The organism is uncultured Rhodoblastus sp. (genome assembly GCF_903903185.1).
Classification (GTDB): domain Bacteria; phylum Pseudomonadota; class Alphaproteobacteria; order Rhizobiales; family Beijerinckiaceae; genus Rhodoblastus.
This window is the reverse complement of the sequence record NZ_CAIUXT010000141.1, coordinates 14,748-33,420: the sequence shown is the minus strand read 5'-3', so window position 1 is coordinate 33,420 and position 18,673 is coordinate 14,748. Positions and strand designations below refer to the sequence as shown.

Here is an 18,673-nt window from a genome sequence, read left to right as displayed (position 1 = left end):
ACGGCCCCTTCAGGCGCGGATCAAGATTGCGCGGAAATCATTGACATTGGTCAGAGTCGGGCCGGTGATCACCTGATCTGCGAGCGCGGCGAAAAATCCGTGCCCGTCATTGTCCGCAAGGCGCTCGCCGGCGTCGACGCCGAGCGCCGCCGCGCGGGCGAGCGTGTCGGGAGCGACGATCGCGCCGGCGACCTCTTCCGCACCATCCACGCCGTCGGTGTCGCCTGCGATCGCATAGACTCGCTCCAGTCCTCCGAGATCGACGGCGAGCGACAGCAGAAACTCGACGTTGCGACCGCCACGGCCTTTCCCGCGCACCGTGACCGTGGTTTCGCCGCCCGAAATCAACACGCAGGGCGCGGGCGCGGGCTGGCCATGGAGGACGACCTGACGCGCGATTCCGCTCATCACGCGGCCGACCTCCGACGCCTCGCCTTCCAGCGCGTCGCCGAGAATTAAAGGCAGATAGCCGGCCTGGCGCGCAACCTCGGCGGCGGCTTCGAGCGAAGCCTGCGGAGTCGCGATCAGACGCGTTAAAGTCCGCGCGAAGGCGGGGTCGCCGGGTTTCGGCGTTTCCGAACGTTCATTGTTTAAATGCGCCAGCACCGCCGGCGGCGCGGCAATCGCGTATCGCGTGAGCACCGCCCTTGCCTGCGCGAGGGTGCTGGCGTCGGGAACGGTCGGCCCCGAAGCGATCACCGAAGGGTCGTCGCCCGGAACATCGGAAATCAACAGCGACACCACGCGCGCCGGCGCGGCGGCGGCGGCGAGCCGGCCGCCCTTGATCGCCGAAAGATGCTTGCGCACGCAGTTCATGTCGTGAATATTCGCGCCGCTGCGCAGCAGCGCTCGGTTGACCGCCTGTTTGTCGGCGAGATCGATGCCCGGTGCGGGCAGCGACAGCAGCGCCGAGCCGCCGCCGGAGATCAGGCACAGAACGAGATCGTCCGGGCCGAGGCCCTTCACGAGATCGAGAATTTTTCGCGCGGCTTCCTGGCCTGCGGCGTCGGGAACGGGATGGCTGGCCTCGACCACTTCGATCCGGCGCAGCGCCCCGACGCCATAACCGTAGCGCGTAACGACAAGGCCGGTCAGCGGGCGATTGGCCGGCCAATTCGCATCAACGGCGGCGGCCATCGACGCCGCCGCCTTGCCGGCGCCGACGACGATCGTGTGCCCAACCGGAGGGTCGGGCAAATTCGGGGGCACGACGATCGAGGGGTTGGCCGTGGCCACCGCCGCATCGAACATCTGCCGCAACAGCGCGCGCTCGTTCATGGCTTGCTTTCCTCCCCGGCGAATTTTCCGCTCGTCGATTCACCTATCCTTATCCTGAAAGCGGCCAGACGTCGCGTCCCGTTCCGGCGTCCGCCGCTGCGCGCAATACGCAGGCCGGCGCCGCGCGACGGCATGATGACGCGCCCTGCGGTCTGGATGCCGAAACCGCTTCAAGAGGGTCGCCTGCGCTGCGAAAAAACAGCTCGAAATTTCAGGTCTATCGTCGGCTTCGCCCCCGCCCTGCGCCTGATCAAATTCGTCCGCACGGCCTGGAACGGACTTCGCCAATCCTCGAAAGCGACCGGAGACGGATACGAACGTTCAAATTGCCCGGAAAGCGCGCCGCCTCGGGACAATGGCGGATTGACCTTCGACCGGCGTCACCGCGCCAATTGACGGGCCATAACCATCTATTATATTTGCCTTTATTGGCCTCGCGCGAAGCGGGCGGCGTTCGAGCGCAGGAGAACCGCGATGTCCAGCATTCCCAAGGCGACCACGTCGAGTTCCGAAGACCACTCCGACCACGACCTCTTCATGTCCGTCAAGGAATTGAAGGCCTATGTCGAAGAAGTCGAAATGGCCAAAGCGAAGAAATCGCTGGAATCGATGGGCCGGGCCGACGACGCCAAGGCGAAATTGTTGAAGCAACTCAGATCCGAGGAACCCATTGGCGAGAATCTCATCCGCACCTTCCTGATGCGCGTCAAGGATGCTGCGGAAAGGGGCGAGAACGAGTTGCTGATGGGCCGTTTCCCCTGCGAAATGTGCACGGACCACGGTCGGGCGATCAACATGGCCGAACCGGATTGGCCGGAGACGCTGCAGGGCCGGCCAAGGCAAGGTTATCTGATCTGGAAGGAAAAGCTTCAGCCTCTAGGCTACCACCTCAAGGCGCAGATCGTCGATTGGCCCAATGGCGTGCCCGGCGACGTCGGCCTTTATCTTTCATGGGAATGAGGCGGGCCTGAAGGGCGAACCGAAAAGTCTCGGGTGTACTATGCGTCGGCGTGAAATGTCGTTGAGGAGATCCTGAATTGGGCAAGAAAAACAAGAAGAACTTCGACCATGCCGCCGAACCGCCCGCAGCGGCCGCAGCGGCCGCAGGCGGAAAGCTGACGAACAAGGTCTATCGAAACGAACTGAAGAAGCTTCACGTCGAACTGGTGAAGCTCCAGCAGTGGGTCATCGCCAAGAGCCTCAAGGTCTGCATTATTTTCGAAGGCCGCGACGGCGCCGGCAAGGGCGGCTGCATCAAGGCGCTCACCGAACGCGTCAGCCCGCGCGTCTTCCGCGTCGTCGCGCTGCCGGCCCCGACCGAACGCCAGAAGTCGCAGATGTATACCCAGCGCTATATCGAGCATTTGCCGGCGGCAGGCGAGATCGTGATCTTCGACCGGTCCTGGTACAACCGCGCCGGAGTCGAGCGCGTCATGGGCTTCGCCTCCGAGTCGCAGGTCGAGCGCTTCCTGGAACAGGCGCCCGGCGTTGAAAAGGCGATGGTCGAATCCGGCATCATCCTGCTGAAAATCTGGCTGGAGGTCAGCGAGGAGGAGCAGGAACGCCGACTCCTGGCCCGCATCGACGACGGTCGCAAGATTTGGAAACTGTCGCCGATGGATTTGAAGAGCTTCAGCCGCTGGTACGATTATTCGCGCGCCCGCGACGCCATGTTCGCGGCGACCGATACGCCCTGGGCGCCCTGGTTCGTGCTCCGTTCGGACGACAAGAAACGCGCCCGCCTCAACGTCATCGACCATGTGCTGCGGCATGTTCCCCATGAGGACCTGAAACGCGAAAAGGTGAAGCTGCCCAAGCGTCAGGAAGCCAAAGGCTATGTCGAACCGGATTACCCCTATAAATTTGTCGCCGAACATGCCTGGGGCGCGGAACACGTCTGATCCCCCGGCGGCTCTTGGCTGAGGCGCAGGTTTGGTCCGAATCGCGAATTCGGCTCCAGAAGGTCGCCGTTTCCCCCTTGCCGCATCAACGCCGAAAGCATCAGAAACCGTCAGGTCGCGCAAAGCCCCGATGATCCGGCTTCGGCCTTGACCAACGCCGCTCAGCCCGCCGCCGGATCGAGATTGACGCGGACTTTCGGCTGGCGCGCCCTGGGCGACTGGAGGTCGCGCCAGGGGTTGGATTGCGAGATCATCTGGCGGATCGCCGCGACATTTTCCCGCGCCTGTTCCGGCGGCAAATCCCGCGCGGAAACTTGTTCGGCCTCGGCGAACTTGCCTTCGAGCGCCAGCACCAGCGCCAGATTCTGCCGCTCGCGCTGGTCGGCTTTGGGGCTTGCGGACGCCTCGCGTAAAACGTTTTCCGCGCGGGGAAGATCGCGTTGCAGCGCATAGGACAGGCCGAGATTGGACAGGACCGACGGCTCGCCCGGCGCGAGCTTTAACGCCGTGTCGTAATAGGCCTGCGCGCTCGCGTGGTCGCCGAGCTGATCCGAGATCGAACCTCGCGCGGAAACCACCGACCAATTGGGATTATCCGGGGTATCGGCCTGTTCCAGAACGCTTTGCGCGCGCTGCAATTGCCCGGCGTCGGCGAGCGTCTTGCCATAGGCGGCGAGCACCTCGCGGTCCTGCGCATGACGGATCGCCAGATCCTGCAACACCGCCGCCGCTTGCGCGTTGAGGTCCCGGGCGCGCAGCGCCTTGGCATAGGCCATGGCGACGGCCTTGTCGTCGGGATGCTGCTCGTAGCGCTGGCGCCATTGTTCGGAAAAGCGGCGCAAATCCTCTTGCGACGAAGAGGCCGGGCGCGCCGGCGCGCCGATCGAGCCGGTGAGACTGTCCATGTCCACGGACTTGCAGCCGGAAAGCGCCAGCAGGGCGGCAAAGCCCAGCGCGAGCGGCACGACCCGGCGCGACCCCCTGCCAAAACCCATCGACCGCCCATCCCTTGCTTTTGGACTTCAAGACAGGAGAATAATTCGTTAACCCTAATGGAACGTTAATCGGCTATCCCTTTGTTTGACCCGAACGGTCGGGTTGCCGAAAACGCTATGCAGCCCAGGCGGATTCCCATGTTCGAAATGCCCAAACTCAACTTCGCCGACCCGGCGGAAAAATCCATCCCCGTCTGGCTGACCGGCGCCAAGCAGTTGAAAACCGCCCTGCTCGAACCGAAAGCGCCCGCCGGCCTGCCCGCCGAGGCGCTGCGATTCGCCGCGGCCACCTCCTTCGACGCCAAACCCGGGCGCCATTTCTGGTTCGCGCAGGCCGGCGGCGCGCCCGGCGTGGCGTTCTGCCTCGATGAAGACGCCGCCGATCCGTTCCAGCCCGGCGCCTTGGCGACGATTCTGCCTGCCGGCGCCTATCGCTGGGTCGAAAATCCGCAAAATCCCGAGCTTGCGGCGCTGGCCTTCCTGCTCGGCGCCCATGGCTTCGCCCGCTACAAGAACCTGCGCCAGCGCGTAAAGCTCGCCGCGCCCGAGGGCGTCGACGCGCGCGCCGTCGAGTCCATGGCCTCCTGCGTCGCCTTCGGCCGCGACCTGATCGACACTCCGGCCAACGATCTCGGCCCGGACGAACTGGAGGCGGCGGCGCTCGGCCTTGCCGAACATTTCGGCGCCAAGGCGAAAGTCATTCGCGGCAAGGCGCTCGAACATGATTTTCCGCTGATTCACGCGGTCGGCAAAGGCTCGTCGCGCGCCCCACGCCTCGTCGAGTTGCGCTGGAAGCCGAAGCGGACGCGCAAGTTGACGCTGGTCGGCAAGGGCGTCTGTTTCGATTCCGGCGGTCTCAACATCAAGCCCGAAAGCGCCATGGGCCTGATGAAAAAGGACATGGGCGGCGCGGCGGCGGCGCTGGTCGCCGCGGCGCTGATCATGGCGGGAAATCTCGACGTGAGCCTGCGCGTGCTGATCCCCATTGTCGAGAATTCGGTCTCCGGCGAGGCTTTTCGGCCCGGCGACGTCTATCGCAGCCGCAACGGCCTCAGCGTCGAAATCGGCAATACCGACGCCGAGGGACGGCTGATCCTCGCCGACGCGCTGGCCTTGGCCGATGAGGAAAAGCCGGAGCTGTTGATTGATTTCGCCACGCTCACCGGCGCCGCGCGGGTGGCGCTGGGGCCGGACCTGCCGCCGTTCTTCACCGACGACGAGGCTTTGGCCGAAGCCATTTCCCGCCATGGGTTCGCCGTCAACGATCCGGTCTGGCGCCTGCCGCTCTGGAAACCCTATGCGGCCAAACTCGATGGCAAGATCGCCGACCTGAACAATGCGCCGGCAGGCGGCATGGCGGGGGCGATCCTCGCCGCCCTGTTTCTGCGCCGCTTCGTCTCGAAGGACGCATCCTGGGCGCATTTCGATGTCTATGGCTGGACGCCCGCCGCCCGTCCGGGGCGCCCCGAGGGCGGCGAAGCGCAGGCGGCGCGGCTGGTCTTCAGCCTGGCGCGCGAAAGATTCGGAACGGCAAAGCTTCGCTAACCCGGCAAGGATAAAGTTTTCCCGGCGCCCCCCCCCCCCAAATCATCCCGAGAGCGACGTCTTGACTTACGACAAGCGACTGACCCCCGCCCGCCCGGATCTTGCGGCGCAACATCTGCGCGACAGCATCAAGGCCGACGCCTATGCGCCGGGGCGCCGGATGCAGGTCCGCGCCTCCCATATCGATCTGCGCAAGAGCCCTTCCGACGACTCCGCCACCGAAACCCAGGCGCTGCACGGCGAAACCCTGATCGTCTATGAGGAAAAAAACGGCTGGTGCTGGGGCCAGCTCGACCGCGACCGCTATGTCGGCTATATCGCCGCCGAGGCGCTGACCGAAAACATCGTCAAGCCGAACCATCGCGTGCGCGCCCGCCACACCATGGTCTACTCGGCGCCCGACATCAAATCGCCGCCGCTCGACGCTTTGCCCTTCGGCGCCGAGGTCGCTGTCGCCGCGACCGCCCCGCAATTCAGCGAGACCGCGACCGGCGGCCACGTGTTTTCGCGCCACCTGAGCCCGCTGGAAAAACCCTTGCGCGATTTCGTCGCCCAGGCCGAACTTTTCCTGCACACGCCTTATCTGTGGGGCGGCAAGACCGATATCGGCATCGACTGTTCGGGCCTCACCCAGGTGGCGCTGGCCTCGGTCGGCATAGCTTCGCCGCGTGATGCCGACATGATGGAGGCCGCGCTCGGGCGTCGCGTCGACGTCGATCCATCCTTGCGCGGCTTGCGTCGCGGCGATCTTGTGTTCTGGCGCGGCCATGTCGGGATCATGCAGAGCGAGACCCAAATGATCCACGCCAACGCCTTCCACATGGCCGTCGCCAGCGAACCGCTGGCGCTGGTCTGCGACCGCATCCGCTCAAGAGAATTGGCGGAGATCACGTCGATCCGGCGGCTGTGATACGGGATACGGCAGCAGGCGTTCAAATCGGCGCTGCGGGCCTTGAAAACCAGGAAGACCGCCTCGCGGCGGTCTTCCCTTTATCCAAAATTGATTTCGATCAGGCGGCGACGGACGCGATCCTGTTGCGGCGATATCCGACGAAGCCGAGCACGGCGAAGCCCGCGAGCATCGTCGCCCAGGTTGCAGGTTCGGGAACTGCCGAAACGCTCCCGGAGTAAGAGAAATAATTCGGCGCGCCGCCCTCGGGCGATTGCCCCGGCCAAGCTGGCAGGAGAGAACCAAACTGAAGCGGCCCGGCAATCGAAGTCAAGGTGATCGACTCGGAGAAGTTGTTGAATTTCATTGCATTCGGAAAATCGATTTGCCGCGGCCCGAGGTCGGCGCAACACTGATCGCCCGATCCCGAACCTGCGAACTGCTGAATGCCGCCTTGATTGAACGAGAAGGCGTAGTTGAAACCGCCAACCGCGGCGTTGTTCGACACCAAAAGGTCGCCAATTGCGCCATCGATGAACGGACCGCCTGCTTGTAGCGTCGTCCAATAATCGCTGCCACTCCCGGTAATGCTGTAGTTGACCGTGTCTCCATTTACCGGCGCAACGCCAAGCATGTCGTCGCTGCCCGGCGCAAGCACGGCGGCGCCGTTGCCGGAGTAGATCACATCGAAATTGTAAACCGCGGCGTTGGCCGTTTCCACGAACGTCAAGGCAAGTCCCGCCGCCGCCAGAGCCGCGCCCATAAGGGTTGAATTGATATTCATATCGGATTCCCCGTGAATGATGATTCCAGTGACCGCGACCGCGCGTTTGGAAGGTTGCCATGCAGCCTGAAAAGGATATGGCAAGTATTGCGCCTGAAATTTATCGGGGGTTTTCAAAAATGAATTTCGTGGCTTCGAAGCTGCCGCCGCTTTCTGGAAAATGATAAAAATACCAATAATTTCAATAGGATATAAAATTTTATGAAATTTATCTCGTTGATTCCGCTCGAAAAAATTTCCGCACTAAAAATTTTCAAGTGGTCTCTCAAGAGCCAATATATTGCAAAATGGGATGGCATTGCTAAGGTTGGTTGTATTTCGCAACGCAAATTGCGAAACCCACGTCCAAGGTTTGAGACGGGCCGCCTGGGGTTAAAAACTGCCTTAGCCCCTATGACCCCGCAAACCACCGATTTGACGCATCGGCAAGACGCTGTTCGGCTTGATATGAGAAGGCCGCCGCGACCGCCGCCGGCGGCGCCTCGCGCCGAGCGGACCTCACCGGCGAAAAAAACCTCAGCCCCTCAACCGCGACCCCACAGTGCGAAAAACGGCTGCGGCGGGCCGTGGCCCGCGCCGATTTCCATGGTCGCGCCCGCCGCCAGCGCCGCGTTCAAGAATTTCTTGGCGTCGCCGACCGCCTCTTTCAAATCCGCGCCCTGGCCGAGTCGGGCGGCGATGGCGGCCGACAGCATGCAGCCGGTGCCGTGGGTATTGCGCGTCGCCACGCGCGGGGAAGAAAATTCGGTGAAATCGGCGCCGTCGTAGAGCAGGTCGAAAGCCTCGCCATCGGGCAGATGGCCGCCCTTGACCAGCACCGCCGGCGCTCCCAGCCCATGAAGTTTCAGCGCCATGGCGCGCATGTCCGAGGCGTTTTCCGGCATCCGTCCACCCGCCAGCAGCGCGCTTTCCATCAGATTGGGCGTCACCAGCCGCGCCAGCGGAAACAGTTTTTCGCGGATCGGCGCCCTGACCTTCGCGCCGCCGAGCGTATGGCCGCTGCTGGCGACGAGCACCGGATCGAGCACGACATTTTTTGCGCCGGCCCGCCGCAATTGCGTGGCGATGGCTTCGACATTCCTGGCCGCGCCGATCATGCCGATCTTGACCGCATCCACCGCGATGTCGGCGAACACCGCCTCGATCTGCTTCGCGACGAAATCGGCGGGGACGATATGCACGCCCTGGACGCCAAGCGTATTCTGCGCCGTCAGCGCGCTGATCGCCGCCATGCCATAGCAGCCGAGCGCCGAAAAGGTCTTCAGATCGCCCTGCACGCCAGCGCCGCCGGACGGGTCCGAGCCGGCGATGGAGAGAATTTTGGCCAGACGCGACATGACGACTCCAGACTGCGAAGCCCTCGGGTAGAATATCCGTTCACCGAGTGCTCTCTAAGCTTTTGTTTTTACGCATTTTCTTGAAGCAACGCGGCATCTGCCCACCTCAAAAACGCTGTTGCCGCGCGGAAACTGGCAGAATTTGCGGCAATGAACAAGTTTGCGCTGGATCATGCCGCTTTTTACCCCCCGCCGCGCCGGGAAGGAGTATAAGAGTTTGCAAAAAGCGGGAAGCGATCATGACCAAACAAACTTTCGAAGCGGAACTTGCCCGGATCGTAGCCGGCCAGTGCCGCGACCCGTTCGGCATTCTCGGGCCGAAAAAAGGCGGCGCCGGCATCGACCTGACGGTTTTCCTGCCTTACGCCACAGGCGTCAAGGTCCTGCTGGGGAAACGGGAAATCGACATGCAGCCCCGCGGCGACGGGCTGTTTTTCCTTAGCGACGCCGCTACGGCGGAGGATCTCGCCCCCGGCGCCTACAAGCTCAAGATCGACTGGAGCGGCGTCAGCCAGGTGATCGTCGATCCTTACGCTTTCGGGCCGCTGCTCAGCGATTACGATATCTTCCTGTTCCGGCAGGGCCGGTTGTTCCGCATGGCCGATAGTTTCGGCGCCAATTCCTGCGAATTTTCCGGCGAGAAGGGCGTGCTGTTCGCCGTCTGGGCGCCCGATGCGCATTGCGTCTCCGTGGTGGGCGATTTCAACGGCTGGAACCCCTGCCGCCATCCGATGCGGTTGCGCATCGAGGCGGGGGTTTGGGAATTATTCCTGCCCGGCGTCGAGGCCGGAGCGCGCTACAAATTCGCCATCACCGGCTATGGCGGCAAGCGAATCCCGTGGAAGGCGGATCCGCTCGCCAAAATGGCCGAGCCCGCGCCGCTGACCGCCTCCATCGTCGCGGCGCCGCCGCAAATCGCCTGGAGCGACGCCGGCTGGATCGAAGACCGCGTGAAAACCCAGGCGCCCGACGCGCCGCTGAGCTTTTACGAGGTCCACATCGAGTCCTGGCTGCGCGGCCAGTTCGAATGCCCGGTGTCATGGGACGGCGCGATTGACCGGCTCATCCCCTATGTCGTCGAGATGGGGTTCACCCATATCGAACTGATGCCGATCATGGAGCATCCTTTCGGCGGCTCCTGGGGCTACCAGCCGCTCGGCCTGTTCGCCCCGACCTCGCGGCTCGGCGGGCCGGACGATTTCGCGCGTTTCATCGACGCCTGCCATCGGGCCGGCATCGGCGTGGCGCTCGACTGGGTGCCCGGCCATTTCCCCAACGACGCCTATGGCCTCGTGTCGTTCGACGGCAATCCGCTCTATGAACACGCCGATCCGCGCGAGGGTTTTCATCGCGACTGGAACACCCTGATCTATAATTTCGGCCGCCATGAAGTGCGCAATTTCCTGATCGCCAGCGCGCTCTACTGGATCGAGACCTTCCATGTCGATGCGCTGCGCGTCGACGCCGTCGCCTCCATGCTCTACCGCGACTATTCGCGTTCGGAGGGCGAATGGATTCCCAATGTCTATGGCGGGCGTGAAAATTTCGAAGCCATCGGTTTCTTGCGCGAAATGAATGGCGTCCTTGCCGAACGCTGCCCCGGCGCCATCACCATCGCCGAGGAATCCACCGCCTTTCCCGGCGTGACGACAAGCGTCGAATATGGCGGGCTCGGCTTCCATTACAAATGGAACATGGGCTGGATGAACGACACCCTGCACTACCTCGCGCGCGACCCGATCTACCGCAAATGGCACCACAACGACCTGCTTTTCAGCATCTGCTACGCTTTTTCCGAAACCTTCGTGCTGCCGCTGTCGCATGACGAAGTGGTCCATGGCAAAGGCGCGCTGGTCAACAAATTGCCCGGCGACGAATGGCGCCGCCACGCGCAATTGCGCCTGCTCTATGGATATATGTGGACGCATCCGGGCAAGAAACTGTTGTTTATGGGCTGCGAACTGGCGCAGGACACCGAATGGAACCACGACACCGGCTTCCCCTGGCCGCATCCGTTCAACCTGTTGAAGAATGGCATGCGGCGCTGGGTGCGCGATCTCAACGCGCTCTATCGCGCATACCCGGCCATGCACCGTCTCGACGCCTCTTACGAGGGGTTTAACTGGATCGTCACCGACGACCACGAAAATTGCGTCATCGGCTACCGCCGCTCCATCGGCCAGCGCGAGAAGGACATCGTCGTCGTGCTCAATTTCACCCCGGAGCCTCGCTTTTCCTATCGAATCGGCGCGGCGTTCAAGGGCGCGTGGCGGGAATTGCTCAACTCCGACGCCGAGGTCTACGGCGGCTCCGGCCTCGGCAATTTCGGCGGCGGCGAGACCGAGGACATCCCCTCCCACGGCGACGCGCAAAGCATCGTGCTGACGCTGCCGCCGTTTGGCGTGGTGGTGCTTGCCGCCGAAGAAAAAGCCCCGGTCCTCAGTCTCCCGAAAAATTCAGCCGCAGGCTGATGCCGTTCCCCGTCGGCGGCAGCGGAAAAGGCGCCGCCGCGCGGATCGCCGCGACGGCGGCGGCGTCGAGTTCGGGGACGCCAGTCGATTTGGTGACGCGCGCCCGGATCAGGGCGCCGGCGAAGTCGACGTCGAACGAAATCTCGCCCCTTGAATGTTTGCGCCCCGCCGGAATGGGCGGCATGTGCATGTGCGAAGCCAGCATTCCATAGACGATGGTCAGATAGGTCGAGGCCGCCTTTCCCCCGGCGATGGGCGAATTCTGCGAGGCGGGCGCGAAACTGTAATCGGGCAGCGCCGCAATCGTCGGCATCGGCGGCGGCGCCGGCGCCTCGCGTTTTTCCGGCTGGGGCGCGGCCTGTTGCGCCTTCGTTTGATCCGGAGTCTCGGGGCGCTTTATCTCGGCGGCGTTGACGGGTTCGGCGTCCGGGCGATCCTCCTTCAGTTTGGGCGCCGAAGCCTCGGCGGCCTTGGCCTCCACCGGCTTTTCGGCGCTTTGCGCCGGTTCGCTGATTGGCTTTTTGGCGGTGGATTCGGAGTCCGGCGTCGGCTTTGGCGCATGGGACGCATCGTCGGTCGCGTCTTTCTTGACTTTTTCCTCATTGGCCGCGCGCGGCGCATCCGTGGCGGGCGTTTCGTCGAAAGGGATTTTTTTCGCTTCCTGTTCGCTCTTTGGCGGCGGCTGGTCCGGCTGTTTGGGCGGCGGCGGCTCGGCGATCATTTCGACGGGGATGGCCTGTTCGTCCGGCGCGAGATCGGCCGGGCCGCCGAGATAGGCCAAAAGAACCAGCGGAATCGTATGCAGCAGAAAGCACAGGGCGATCAAAAAGGCGAAGCGGCGCCGATCGACCCGGATCGAGGACCGCGGACCCTCGTTTGGCCGTTCTTCGGGAAGCGCTGCCAGGACCATGGCGACGTGGGTAGCATGAATGAATTCAGAGGCCAATCGGCGGGGTTGTTTCGCCCGACCCCTGGGCGTCCCGCCGCCGGCCCGGCAAAAACCTCAGGAGAGGTTCAGTTCCTTGAAGAAATCATTGCCCTTGTCGTCAACGACGATAAAGGCCGGGAAATTCACCACGTCGATCTTCCAGATCGCTTCCATGCCGAGTTCGGGATATTCGAGCACCTCGACCTTCTTGATACAATCCTGCGCGAGCCGCGCCGCCGGGCCGCCGATCGAGCCCAGATAAAAGCCGCCATGCTTCTTGCAGGCTTCCGTGACCTGCGCGGAGCGATTGCCCTTGGCCAGCATGACCAGCGAGCCTCCTGCCGCCTGAAACGAATCGACATAGGCGTCCATGCGCCCCGCCGTGGTCGGGCCGAACGAGCCTGAGGCGTAGCCCGTCGGCGTCTTCGCCGGGCCGGCGTAATAGACCGGATGGTTTTTGAGGTAGTCCGGCATCGGGTCGCCATCTTCCAGCCTTTCGCGGATCTTGGCGTGGGCGAGATCGCGCGCGACGATGATCGTGCCGGTCAGCGACAGCCGCGTCTTGACCGGATATTTGCTCAAGGTTGCGAGAATTTCCTTCATCGGCTGGTTGAGATCGATCTCGACCACCGCGCCGCCGAGCGCCGCCTCGTCGATCTGTGGCAGGAAGCGCGCCGGATCGTGCTCCAGTTCTTCGAGAAACACGCCGTCGCGGGTGATCTTGCCGAGCGCCTGCCGGTCGGCGGAGCAGGAGACGCCAATGCCGATCGGCAGCGAGGCGCCATGGCGCGGCAGCCGGATCACCCGCACGTCATGGCAGAAATATTTGCCGCCGAATTGCGCGCCGACGCCGAGATCCTGGGTCAGCTTGTGGATCTCGGATTCGAGATTGAGATCGCGGAAGGCGTGGCCGTCCTCGCCGCCTTCGGTCGGCAGGGCGTCGAGATAATGCGCAGAAGCGAGCTTGACCGTCTTGAGATTGAGTTCCGCCGACAGGCCGCCGATGACGATGGCGAGATGATAGGGCGGACAGGCGGCGGTGCCGAGGCCCAGAATCTGCTTTTTCAGCACTTCCAGCAGCCGGTCGTGGGTCAGGAGCGAGGGCGTGCCCTGCACCAGATAGGTCTTGTTGGCCGAGCCGCCGCCCTTGGCCATGAACAGGAATTTGTAATAATCCTCGCCCTCTTCATAGATGTCGATCTGGGCGGGAAGATTGTTTCTGGTGTTCTTTTCCTCGAACATCGAGAGCGGCGCGAGCTGCGAATAGCGCAGGTTCTTTTTCTCGTAGGCGTCCTTGACGCCCTGCGACAAGGCGGCCTCGTCGCCGCCGTGGGTGAAGACGCGCCGGCCCTTCTTGCCCATGACGATGGCGGTGCCGGTGTCCTGGCACATCGGCAAGACGCCGCCGGCGGCGATATTGGCGTTTTTCAACAGGTCGAAAGCCACGAACTTGTCGTTGCCGGTGGCTTCGGGATCGTCGAGAATTTTGCGCAATTGCGCGAGATGGGCGGGGCGCAGCAGATGGTTGATGTCGCTCATCGCCGCTTCCGCGAGCAGGCGGATCGCTTCCGACTCGACCACCAGAATCTCCTCGCCGCCGAATTTTTCGACGCGCACGCCCTGGTCGGAGAGTTTTCTGTAGGGCGTCTCGTCCTTGCCGAGCGGGAAGAGCGGAGCATAGGCGGAAGCAGCTTGGGTGGAAGTCATGGCGGCCATCCCGGAGGTTTTAGCGAGCGGTTTGCGTCGCGCGCTTTTAGGCTTTTCGCCAGAGGTTTCCTAGTTGGCGATTTGGGGAAGGAGCCGCACGATATTTTTCGACGACTTATTCGTAAAGCTTTTTAACCCAAAAAAGAGCATATGTCCTCAAACATCTAAATAACATCACATCGCATCTCAACCTGACATCCAGTGTATAATCAATTAAAATTTAATTAAAGCCATTGGGATGATTGTAAAAATATTAATAACTAAAACGATAATTCTATTAATATGCGAATATTAATTTTTTAAATTATTAAATTTTATGTTTTTTTATATCTACGCCATATAGGCGTGATGATATAAAAAATACCATTAAAAAGTTAAATACAAGAAGAATAATTAGCAATTGACCAAATTGCTCGTAATTTAGATTTATTTTATCCACTGCGCCATCTTTCAATAATTAATGACACAGCAACTTGTGCAAAGATCCAAAATACTATAAAAAATCTAGCTCGAAACGACAGTCGACGCGAGAACCGGCCAATGACCAGCGCCCCGAGGGCGCTGGTTAACGGAATGATCACAACGTAGGCGATTATGGTTTCAAGAGGATACTTCATGGAGCGCTGCCGGCCGAGTTTTGAGAAAATTCGTCGAGCGCCCCCGCTAGCTTTCTTGCGCGCTGCAAGTGCTTAACTCCCGGATGATCCATTAAAGAGAATGCATGAATTAGGCCTTCTAAATCCGACCAACTAAGCGACACCTCAAACCAACTGAAATTCTCTGTGCCCGCACCAAAGCGCGGAAAATCTGCGCAGGCACGCCAATTATCCGGTTCGGCATCCCTTCCGCGTGGGGTGTAGGCATCACAGTCCTGATAATGACCGTGCATGGCGTCACTTTTACTTAACATGCTCAATACCACCTCCTTAAAATCGAAAACAAATAAATTAAATACTACATTGAGCACGCCGAAAAGGAAGCACATGCCCGATTGCCCTCAATGCGCTTCGCCTTTTCGTGACTTATCGTGATCTTTTGTGTAACATGTTACAAAGGATGCGTCATGCAGCGGAAAATCCAAAATCCCGTTCCTCCCGAAAAGCGCATGGCGAGCTATCGCCAGCGGATGCGGGCGGCTGGTTTGCGGCCTGTGCAAATCTGGGTTCCCGACACGCGCTCGCCCGATTTTTTCGAAATCTGCCGTCGTCAGGCGCGGGCGGTTGCCGCGAGCGATCCGGCAGGCGACGAACTGATGCGCTTTGTCGCCGAGGTGCAGGACTGGCCGGAATCCTGATGCAGCGCGGCCAATTCGTGACCGTCGCCACACCCGGCGACTATGGCAAGCCTCGGCCCGCTCTTGTCGTGCAAAGCGATCTTTTCACGGAGCTTCCCTCCGTCGTGATCTGTCCTTTGACGACGACCCTTCGCTCCGATGCCGATCTGTTCCGTCTCGATGTCGAACCATCGCCGGGCAATGGCCTCCGGCAATCGTCGCAAATCGCCATCGATAAAATCACGGTCATTCCCGCGGTCAAAATCGGCGGCGTCATCGGCCAGGCCGACGACGCCTTGCTGTTGCCCGTCAATCGCGCGCTCGCGCTATTTTTGGGCATCGTCTGACGCGGCCCGCAAAAAATTCCGCAGCCGCACCGTCAGCGCCACCTCGTCGCGCGTTTCGCATTCCCAGATTGTCAGCACGTCCCAGCTCATCGCGTGCAAGGCTTCGCGGTGTTTTTCATCGCGGGCGCGGTTTTTGGCGATCTTTTCGCGCCAATAGGCGGCGTTGGTTTTCGGCGCCCGCGCGCCGCGCTTGCAATCGTGGCCGTGCCAGAAACAGCCGTGAATGAAAATCGCCTTCTACTTGCCGATATAGGCGATGTCGGGCGCGCCGGGCAGGTCGCGCCGGCACAGGCGATAGCCGGGCGCGATAGCGCGTAAAATTCGTCGTGCGAAAAGCTCCGGCGCGGTGTCGCGCCCCTTGACGGCGCGCATGACGGCGGAGCGTTCCATTCCCCCGACGCGCCTAAGCCTTGGGCGGCGGCAGATGCAGCATTTCGCCTGCCTGGTGCGAGATCGTGCCCTTGATCTTTTCGGCGATCAGCGCCAGCGCCCAGGGCAGTTCGAGCGAGATGCGCACGCAGTGGGGCAGAAAATCCATGGCGCCGTGCAGGGAATGGCCCATCACCGTGACGAGAATGTCGGCATGGTTCTCCCCCCAATCCACTTTGAAGGCGCCGTTCTTGTCGCCAAGCTTGTGCTGCAAGGCGTCCATCCCGTCATGGACACGCCGCTTCGCTTCCTCGGGGCCGAGTTGGTGTTTCACATCGACGGTAACGGTCTTGCCCATGCCATTTCTCCGCGCGCCTTGCTGCGGCGCCGAGGCAAGAGGTAGCTATCCCGAGTCAAAAACGCCAGCGCCAAGCCGAAAAAACAGATTTCCGCCCGCCGGATTTCACATGATTCTTCTCCGGGCGCCGGCGGACACTGGAACGGAAAATCTCAGTCGTTCTGCTGGATCACGCTGCGCAGGATCGGATAGACCTGATTTTCCCATCTCTTGCCGCTGAACACGCCGTAATGGCCGACGGCCGCCTGAAGATGGTGTCGCTTGCGGAACGGCTTCAGGCTGGTGGCGAGATCATGCGCCGCCATGGTTTGGCCGACCGCGCAAATGTCGTCCCGCTCGCCCTCGATGGTCAACAGCGCGGTCTTGCGGATCGCCCTCGGATCGACCTTGCGGCCGCGAAATTGCATTTCGCCGAGCGGCAGCAGATGTTCCTGGAACACCCATTGCACGGTTTCGAGATAGAATTCCGCCGGCATGTCGAGCACCGCGAAATATTCGTCGTAAAAAGCCTTGGTCTGGATGGCCTTGTCCTTCTCGCCGCCGGCGAGATTGTGGAACAGTTCGACATGGGCCTTGACGTGGCGTTCCATGTTCATCGCCATGAAGGCGGAAAGCTGGATGAAACCCGGATAGACCCGCCGCCGCGCGCCCTTGTAGCGCAGGGGCACGCGACCGATCAGGTTCTTTTCGAACCAGGCCATCGGCTTTTCCTTGGCGAGGGTGTTGACCTTGGTCGGGCTGATGCGGGTGTCGATCGGCCCGGCCATCAAGGTCATCGAGGCCGGCTGGGCGGGATTGGAATCCTCGGCCATGATCGAGGCCGCGACCATGACCTGCACGCAGGGTTGGCAGACCGCGACAACATGCGCGCCGGGGCCGATATGTTCGAGAAACCGGATCACATGCGCGACATATTCGTCGAAGCCGAACACGCCCTCCTCGAGGCTCACGTCGCGCGCATTGTGCCAGTCGGTGATGTAGACGTCGTGGTCGGCGAGCAGCGTCTGCACCGTCGAGCGCAGCAAGGTGGAGAAATGGCCGGACAGAGGCGCCACCACCAGCACGCGCGGTTGCGGGGCGGCCGTATCCTTCGTGAAATGCAGTAAAGTGGCGAAAGGCAGAACCAGCGCCGCCTCTTCGACGATCGGCGCCTGTTCGTTGCCGACGAGGATGTCCTTGAGCTTGAAAGGCGGGCGGGTATGGGTCAGGCCGGCGCGGTCGATCATTTCATAGGCGGCGGAAAGATTGCGCACCAGCGCGTTTTCGCTGAACACCGGATAGGGGAGCCTGAGGATCTCCAGCGCCAACCGCGCGAAAGCCTTGACCGGCGCCATCAGATCCGATTGGGCTTGATAGGCTTGGTACATCATTCCCCGCGCACCGAAATCCCTTGAACGACCGCCCTTCGGCGGCGCCGACGAACTCTGCTTCAATCGTAAACCCATACGACAGTCCCATGTTCGCATACAATCTGCTAAAGGTCTAAGACCAAATCAAAAGGAGGGGACACGCCGGCAAATCATGCTATTAGGAATCTTGTTGGAAACTTGCAGAAATCCTGGGCGCCGCATCGACGCCCGTCGGCGCGACAAAATGACCATATTTTGCGGATTGCGAACCGGCCAATGGGTGTTCTAGTTTAGTTCGACGGGGAGCGGATGAAATGGCCAATGCGGTTTTAACCATTAGCAGCAAGAATTATTCGTCCTGGTCGCTGCGGGGTTGGCTGCTCTGCAAAATGGCCGGGCTGAAATTCGAGGAAAAAAGCCTGTCGATCGACGATCCGAGCGCGCGGGCCGAGCTGTTGCTGCTGTCTTCGTCCTTCCGGACCCCGGCGCTCGACCATGAGGGCCTCCACGTCTGGGATACGCTGGCCATTGCCGAATATCTGCACGAGCTTTTTCCGAAGGCTGGGATCCTGCCGGCAGAACGCGCCGCGCGCAGCCACAACCGCTCGGTCTCCGGCGAAATGCATTCCGGCTTCACCAATTTGCGCTCGGCCCTGCCGATGAACATCAAGGCGATTTTTCCGAATTTCCGCGTATGGACCGGCGCCAAGCCCGATATCGAACGGATCTCCGCCATCTGGCGCGAATGTCTGAGCCAGTATGGCGGCCCCTTCCTGTTCGGTTCAAAGCCGACGCTCGCCGACGCCATGTTCGCCCCCGTCGCCTCGCGCTTCGCCACCTATAATGTCGGCATCGATGCGCAATGCTCGGGGTTCCGCGATCATATTCTCGGCTGGGCGCCGATGATCGAATGGACCGAAGCGGCAATAGCCGAGGTCGACGAGATGGAAGAACTTGACGTCGAGTTTTAGAGCATATTCCCTGCAAGTTGCTGACTTTTGGGAAAAGAACGCGCCGTTATAAACAAATGGCTGGAAAATTTTGATGTTTCGACGAAACATCAAGACGCCCGGGAATGCCTGTCGTTGAGTTTGATGGCGCGAGCTGAATCGCGTTCGCGGTCAACCGGCGACAAAGGCGCA

Annotated in this window: 18 protein-coding genes; 8 read left to right on the top strand and 10 right to left on the bottom strand. The window is 61.5% G+C overall.

Annotated elements, in window-relative coordinates; all coding sequences use genetic code 11:
• Nucleotides 1–9: 9 nt before the first annotated feature.
• Nucleotides 10–1,278 carry a glycerate kinase gene (locus tag QZY01_RS13410; protein ID WP_294537812.1) on the bottom strand — a complete coding sequence of 423 codons (1,269 nt, stop codon included), beginning with the start codon at nt 1,276–1,278 and terminating at the stop codon, nt 10–12.
• Nucleotides 1,279–1,752: 474 nt separating this feature from the next.
• Here QZY01_RS13410 and QZY01_RS13405 point away from each other — a divergent pair, with 474 nt between their 5' ends.
• The gene (locus QZY01_RS13405) at nt 1,753–2,238 is read left to right on the top strand and encodes a hypothetical protein (RefSeq protein WP_294537810.1); all 486 of its coding nucleotides are present in this window, start codon (nt 1,753–1,755) and stop codon (nt 2,236–2,238) included.
• A gap of 155 nt (nt 2,239–2,393) precedes the next feature.
• Nucleotides 2,394–3,179 carry a polyphosphate kinase 2 gene (gene ppk2 / locus QZY01_RS13400; RefSeq protein WP_294537852.1) on the top strand — a complete coding sequence of 262 codons (786 nt, stop codon included), beginning with the start codon at nt 2,394–2,396 and terminating at the stop codon, nt 3,177–3,179.
• A 161-nt stretch (nt 3,180–3,340) separates the two neighbouring features.
• On the opposite strand, the gene QZY01_RS13395 is transcribed toward ppk2, so the two are convergent.
• Nucleotides 3,341–4,174, bottom strand: coding sequence for a hypothetical protein (locus QZY01_RS13395; RefSeq protein WP_294537808.1), 834 nt, complete (start codon nt 4,172–4,174; stop codon nt 3,341–3,343).
• A 147-nt stretch (nt 4,175–4,321) separates the two neighbouring features.
• Between QZY01_RS13395 and QZY01_RS13390 the strand changes: the two genes are divergently transcribed.
• A complete protein-coding gene (locus QZY01_RS13390; RefSeq protein WP_294537849.1) occupies nt 4,322–5,719 on the top strand; it encodes a leucyl aminopeptidase family protein in 1,398 nt (465 codons plus the stop codon).
• Nucleotides 5,720–5,780: 61 nt separating this feature from the next.
• Complete coding sequence (locus QZY01_RS13385; RefSeq protein ID WP_294537806.1) at nt 5,781–6,629, top strand: C40 family peptidase; 849 nt, start codon at nt 5,781–5,783, stop codon at nt 6,627–6,629.
• Between the two features lie 100 nt (nt 6,630–6,729).
• On the opposite strand, the gene QZY01_RS13380 is transcribed toward QZY01_RS13385, so the two are convergent.
• Together QZY01_RS13380 and thiD are read right to left on the bottom strand one after the other, a co-directional pair.
• Entirely contained in the window at nt 6,730–7,509 is a 780-nt protein-coding gene (locus QZY01_RS13380; RefSeq protein WP_294537804.1) for a PEP-CTERM sorting domain-containing protein, read from the bottom strand.
• Between the two features lie 407 nt (nt 7,510–7,916).
• On the bottom strand, nt 7,917–8,729 hold the full coding sequence (thiD, locus tag QZY01_RS13375) for a bifunctional hydroxymethylpyrimidine kinase/phosphomethylpyrimidine kinase (RefSeq protein WP_294537802.1): 813 nt from the start codon (nt 8,727–8,729) through the stop codon (nt 7,917–7,919).
• 239 nt (nt 8,730–8,968) lie between these two features.
• Here thiD and glgB point away from each other — a divergent pair, with 239 nt between their 5' ends.
• Complete coding sequence (glgB, locus tag QZY01_RS13370) at nt 8,969–11,200, top strand: 1,4-alpha-glucan branching protein GlgB (protein ID WP_294537800.1); 2,232 nt, start codon at nt 8,969–8,971, stop codon at nt 11,198–11,200.
• Here the strand turns inward: glgB and QZY01_RS13365 are convergent.
• The 3 genes from QZY01_RS13365 to QZY01_RS13355 form a co-directional block, all read right to left on the bottom strand.
• A complete protein-coding gene (locus QZY01_RS13365) occupies nt 11,169–12,110 on the bottom strand; it encodes a TonB family protein (protein WP_294537799.1) in 942 nt (313 codons plus the stop codon). The genes glgB and QZY01_RS13365 overlap by 32 nt on opposite strands.
• Nucleotides 12,111–12,203: 93 nt before the next feature.
• Entirely contained in the window at nt 12,204–13,835 is a 1,632-nt protein-coding gene (locus QZY01_RS13360; RefSeq protein WP_294537798.1) for a fumarate hydratase, read from the bottom strand.
• Between the two features lie 613 nt (nt 13,836–14,448).
• Nucleotides 14,449–14,820, bottom strand: a complete 372-nt coding sequence (locus QZY01_RS13355; RefSeq protein WP_294537797.1) for a hypothetical protein — start codon at nt 14,818–14,820, stop codon at nt 14,449–14,451.
• A 120-nt stretch (nt 14,821–14,940) separates the two neighbouring features.
• On the opposite strand from QZY01_RS13355, the gene QZY01_RS13350 reads away from it, so the two are divergent.
• Together QZY01_RS13350 and QZY01_RS13345 are read left to right on the top strand one after the other, a co-directional pair.
• The gene (locus tag QZY01_RS13350; protein WP_294537847.1) at nt 14,941–15,129 is read left to right on the top strand and encodes an antitoxin MazE family protein; all 189 of its coding nucleotides are present in this window, start codon (nt 14,941–14,943) and stop codon (nt 15,127–15,129) included.
• Nucleotides 15,129–15,455: a type II toxin-antitoxin system PemK/MazF family toxin gene (locus QZY01_RS13345; RefSeq protein ID WP_294537796.1), complete on the top strand. Its 327-nt coding sequence runs from the start codon at nt 15,129–15,131 to the stop codon at nt 15,453–15,455. Before QZY01_RS13350 ends, QZY01_RS13345 begins: the two co-directional genes overlap by 1 nt.
• A 237-nt stretch (nt 15,456–15,692) precedes the next feature.
• On the opposite strand, the gene QZY01_RS23875 is transcribed toward QZY01_RS13345, so the two are convergent.
• From QZY01_RS23875 to phaZ, 3 genes are all read right to left on the bottom strand, one after another.
• Complete coding sequence (locus tag QZY01_RS23875; protein ID WP_342394899.1) at nt 15,693–15,845, bottom strand: hypothetical protein; 153 nt, start codon at nt 15,843–15,845, stop codon at nt 15,693–15,695.
• 13 nt (nt 15,846–15,858) lie between these two features.
• Entirely contained in the window at nt 15,859–16,182 is a 324-nt protein-coding gene (locus QZY01_RS13335) for a polyhydroxyalkanoic acid system family protein (RefSeq protein WP_294537795.1), read from the bottom strand.
• Between the two features lie 152 nt (nt 16,183–16,334).
• Nucleotides 16,335–17,552, bottom strand: a complete 1,218-nt coding sequence (phaZ, locus tag QZY01_RS13330; protein ID WP_294537794.1) for a polyhydroxyalkanoate depolymerase — start codon at nt 17,550–17,552, stop codon at nt 16,335–16,337.
• Between the two features lie 293 nt (nt 17,553–17,845).
• On the opposite strand from phaZ, the gene QZY01_RS13325 reads away from it, so the two are divergent.
• Nucleotides 17,846–18,502 (top strand): glutathione S-transferase family protein, encoded by a 657-nt coding sequence (locus QZY01_RS13325; protein WP_294537793.1) that lies wholly within the window; start codon nt 17,846–17,848, stop codon nt 18,500–18,502.
• The last annotated feature ends 171 nt before the right edge of the window (nt 18,503–18,673 follow it).

Coding starts and splice junctions, on each gene's coding strand:
- QZY01_RS13410 (WP_294537812.1), bottom strand. CDS start 1,278: ATGAACGAGCGCGCGCTGTTGCGGCAGATGTTCGATGCGGCGGTGGCC.
- QZY01_RS13405 (WP_294537810.1), top strand. CDS start 1,753: ATGTCCAGCATTCCCAAGGCGACCACGTCGAGTTCCGAAGACCACTCC.
- QZY01_RS13395 (WP_294537808.1), bottom strand. CDS start 4,174: ATGGGTTTTGGCAGGGGGTCGCGCCGGGTCGTGCCGCTCGCGCTGGGC.
- QZY01_RS13390 (WP_294537849.1), top strand. CDS start 4,322: ATGCCCAAACTCAACTTCGCCGACCCGGCGGAAAAATCCATCCCCGTC.
- thiD (WP_294537802.1), bottom strand. CDS start 8,729: ATGTCGCGTCTGGCCAAAATTCTCTCCATCGCCGGCTCGGACCCGTCC.
- glgB (WP_294537800.1), top strand. CDS start 8,969: ATGACCAAACAAACTTTCGAAGCGGAACTTGCCCGGATCGTAGCCGGC.
- QZY01_RS13365 (WP_294537799.1), bottom strand. CDS start 12,110: ATGGTCCTGGCAGCGCTTCCCGAAGAACGGCCAAACGAGGGTCCGCGG.
- QZY01_RS13360 (WP_294537798.1), bottom strand. CDS start 13,835: ATGACTTCCACCCAAGCTGCTTCCGCCTATGCTCCGCTCTTCCCGCTC.
- QZY01_RS13355 (WP_294537797.1), bottom strand. CDS start 14,820: ATGTGCTTCCTTTTCGGCGTGCTCAATGTAGTATTTAATTTATTTGTT.
- QZY01_RS13350 (WP_294537847.1), top strand. CDS start 14,941: ATGGCGAGCTATCGCCAGCGGATGCGGGCGGCTGGTTTGCGGCCTGTG.
- QZY01_RS13345 (WP_294537796.1), top strand. CDS start 15,129: ATGCAGCGCGGCCAATTCGTGACCGTCGCCACACCCGGCGACTATGGC.
- QZY01_RS23875 (WP_342394899.1), bottom strand. CDS start 15,845: ATGGAACGCTCCGCCGTCATGCGCGCCGTCAAGGGGCGCGACACCGCG.
- QZY01_RS13335 (WP_294537795.1), bottom strand. CDS start 16,182: ATGGGCAAGACCGTTACCGTCGATGTGAAACACCAACTCGGCCCCGAG.
- phaZ (WP_294537794.1), bottom strand. CDS start 17,552: ATGATGTACCAAGCCTATCAAGCCCAATCGGATCTGATGGCGCCGGTC.
- QZY01_RS13325 (WP_294537793.1), top strand. CDS start 17,846: ATGGCCAATGCGGTTTTAACCATTAGCAGCAAGAATTATTCGTCCTGG.